The sequence below is a fragment of the Pseudoalteromonas sp. SR45-5 genome (genome assembly GCF_014163565.1).
Lineage (GTDB): Bacteria > Pseudomonadota > Gammaproteobacteria > Enterobacterales > Alteromonadaceae > Pseudoalteromonas > Pseudoalteromonas distincta.
Genome location: NZ_JACJDN010000433.1, coordinates 1 through 3,560, shown reverse-complemented (window position 1 = coordinate 3,560; position 3,560 = coordinate 1). Strand labels below are relative to the sequence as shown.

2 protein-coding genes and 1 pseudogene are annotated in these 3,560 nt (G+C 38.8%); 1 reads left to right on the top strand and 2 read right to left on the bottom strand.

What is annotated here, in order from left to right; genetic code table 11:
- Together H5072_RS14680 and H5072_RS14675 are read right to left on the bottom strand one after the other, a co-directional pair.
- Positions 1 to 372 (bottom strand): annotated as a pseudogene (locus tag H5072_RS14680) (phosphate ABC transporter, permease protein PstA); the annotation flags it as partial.
- A gap of 15 nt (positions 373 to 387) precedes the next feature.
- Positions 388 to 2,622 (bottom strand): ABC transporter permease subunit, encoded by a 2,235-nt coding sequence (locus H5072_RS14675; RefSeq protein WP_182693936.1) that lies wholly within the window; start codon positions 2,620 to 2,622, stop codon positions 388 to 390.
- A gap of 380 nt (positions 2,623 to 3,002) precedes the next feature.
- On the opposite strand from H5072_RS14675, the gene H5072_RS14670 reads away from it, so the two are divergent.
- Positions 3,003 to 3,509, top strand: coding sequence for a glycine cleavage system protein R (locus H5072_RS14670; protein ID WP_002957843.1), 507 nt, complete (start codon positions 3,003 to 3,005; stop codon positions 3,507 to 3,509).
- The last annotated feature ends 51 nt before the right edge of the window (positions 3,510 to 3,560 follow it).

Here is a 3,560-nt window from a genome sequence, read left to right as displayed (position 1 = left end):
CGTTGCTGGCGTTGTTTTATTTTTAATGTCGGTTTCTAATATCCAACGAAAGTCCAAATCTACATACTCACGATTACCTGTTTTAATAAGTAAGCGCTCTATTTCTTCTTTTTCAAATCCGCTAACGTCAATACCTGTCGCGGCTAAACGCGTTTTTGGTACTAATTCACGGTCATAAACTTCGCCAATAACGGTTTGTTTTGAAATTGACCCTTCAAGTTCAAACTGTACAACTTCTGAAGGCCAGAAAAAACTTAATCCTTTCCAGGCTATCATTGCTAATAAGCCTAAAACTGAAATTAAACTGATGCTCACTGCACCACCGGTCATCCAAATCCAAGGAGAACCAGACTTAAACCACTGCTTTACCATGTCATGTCTCTCCGCTTACATTGAGCTATATTTTTCACGCAGTTGCTGGCGAACAAACTCAGCGACTGTGTTAAAAATGAATGTGAATATGAATAGTACAAAGGCCGCTAAGAACAATATTCTGTAATGCGAACTACCTACTTCTGACTCAGGCATTTCAACTGCAATATTTGCTGCAAGCGTACGCATACCTTGGAAGATGCTCCAATCCATAATAGGTGTATTACCCGTTGCCATAAGTACAATCATGGTTTCGCCAACGGCGCGGCCAAGTCCCATCATTACCGCAGAGAAAATACCAGGGCTTGCTGTAAGTAATACAACACGTATTAGTGTTTGCCACTGCGTTGCACCTAATGCTAATGAGCCATTTGATAAATGCTTTGGAACACTAAATACGGCGTCTTCTGCAATTGAGAATATAGTTGGAATAACTGCAAACCCCATCGCAATGCCTACAACCAGCGAGTTACGTTGATCGAATGTCATACCTAGCTCATTTGTTAAGTACTGACGTACATTGCCGTCAAACATCCAAAGCTCAACAAATTCACTCATCGCAAACGAAAACCAGCCAATAAGTAAAACGATCGGAATAAGGATAATTGAATGAGATCCTTCAGGAATTCGATGACGAATTTTGGTTGGTAATTTAGTCCAAGCTAAACCTGTCGCTAACATACCTAAAGGTAATAATATGAGTAACCCAACAATTGCAGGTAAGTGCTCTTCTATCAATGGAGCTAACCAAAGACCGGCTAAAAAACCTAAAATAACGGTGGGTAATGCTTCCATTATTTCAACAGTAGGCTTAACTACCTTACGTAATTTGCTCGACATAAAGTATGCCGTGTAAATTGCCGCCGAAAGCGCAATAGGCACTGCAAATAACATCGCGTAAAGGGCTGCTTTTAATGTACCAAACGAAATTGGCACTAATGAAAACTTAGATTCAAAGTCATCACTGGCTGATGTTGACTGCCATATATAACCTGGCTCTGGGTAACCTTCGTACCATACTTCTTGCCAAAGCGCTGACCAAGTAACTTCTGGATGCTCGTTATGTATTTCTAATACTGTTAGTTTGTTATCCGCCAAAATTAATGCAGCATTTGAACGCGGTGAAATTGCAAAGTTTTGTATTGCGCCTTCACTTACTTTACCTTGCCATAATTTTGCTTCGCTTGTTGTGTAGTACACCCCAAGCTCACCGTTACTGCTGGTCGTAAAAAAAGTACGACGGTAGAACTCTGTAAATACATTTAATTTACTTTGCTTAGTCGTTTCAAATGAACGTATTTTTTCATATTCGCGGCCAGTGTCAGTGTTAACTTCAAACCACTGCGAAACTTCGCCGTTATCATTGGCAAGCATTAATGAGTTTGCACCTGCTAGTAATTGTGCAGATACAATATTGGCATTTTCTTCGTTAGCTGAAAGTAGCTGAATTTGCTCTACATCACTTGGGTCACGTGTATCGTATACGTAAACTTGATTAGCAGAACGTACAAAAGTACGGGTTGTATCTGGCGACATTAATAGCTCATCTACACGCCCTTCAACATCTAGCTCTGTGCGCTCAACAACCCACTCAACTTCGCCAGTAAACATATTCTCTTCAGCAACAAAACTGCTAAACAGCACCCGTTTGTCTTCTGTAAGTGCGACAACAGCTGTTCTGTCTTCATAGTGGCTAAATGCAAAGCGTTTAATAGCTGAGCCTTGTTCATCTACTTCCAAAGCCATTTCCCCAAGAGGAAAGTCTAAACGAGGCGTTAATTTACGCTCATTATTAGGAAAGGTGACCAAAAATTTAGGTGCTACGACCATTACAGTGCCATCTTTTAAACCAAACGCATAATACCCTTGAAAAGGCGCGCTAGTTGCAAAGCTTGTTGCATCACTTGGTAGCTCGGCGTTTAATGTTTTAAGCTTTTTACCAAAGCTGCCATCTTGCACACTGTAAAAATCAACCTGACCTTGCTGACTGAGTAAATAAGCAACTTCAGTTTGCTCTTCTACACCTAGGCCTGCTATTTGCTGCGAATTAGCGACCTGAAAGCTATCGCGTTTTTCTACTTTTGCTGATTCAAAAATTGGCTGTACTACATAAAGAAGGTAAAAGAATATTAATAGCAGTGCTACCAATACCATTATCCCACCTGCGGTTATACCAAATTTGGCAAACCGATCTTTAAATAGACGGCTTCGATCCGTATTAAAAGTCGGTTTATTCGGATTTGAAGTCATCAAAACACCCTTAAATCTTAACGTTCTATAAATTATATTTCATCAAGATGACAGTAATGTTACAGCAGTAATAATAAGCACGTTAAAACGGTTTTAAATAAAACTAGCGAAGAAAATCGCTAAATAAGTCTCATATAGATGATTTTTAAGTGAACTAAATTATAAAATAATTGGACAAAGCATTTATCGAGGTCAATACTAAAAGAGTACTTACTAAATAAGAATGACTATTAATACCGCGTATAGTCAACACAACCACATTCAATTTTATTATTTTAAAATCAACGATTTATAAAAGTGCAACAACACACAATTTAGATTAGACAATACACTTAATGCCTATGCATTTACTTTCTTTGGGCTTAAAAAGAGAATTATTTATGAAGCAGTTGGTTATAACTATTCTAGGGCAAGATCGCCCTGGTTTAGTAGAGAGTATCTCATCCGTCGTGTTACAAAATCATGGCAACTGGCTAAGCAGTAACTTAAGCCATTTATTAGGTCATTTTGCAGGTATTATTCAACTTGAAGTTGCTGAGGAACACTTTCAATCATTACAAAGCGCTTTAAATAAGTTACCTAAGTTAGACGTTCGAATTGAAACCGGAAACACAGAAATTGAACCATCAACATTAGAACAAATCAATCTGGTTATAACAGGTAACGATCGCCCAGGTATTGTTCAAGAGTTGGCGAGTGTAATACGCCACAAAGGCGCTAACATTACTCATTTAAATTCAAGGCAGCAAAGTGCGCCTAATTGGGGGGTGCCTATTTTTAGCGCTGTTGCTACCGTTACTTTACCCAATGGTATGAATAAAGATGAAGTCATTGAAGCATTGGAATCAATAACAAGTGATTTAATTGTAGATACAGAAGAAGTTTGATCTCCCTAGGTGCGTGCCACACTGTTGACACGCATATTATTTTAGCCAGTT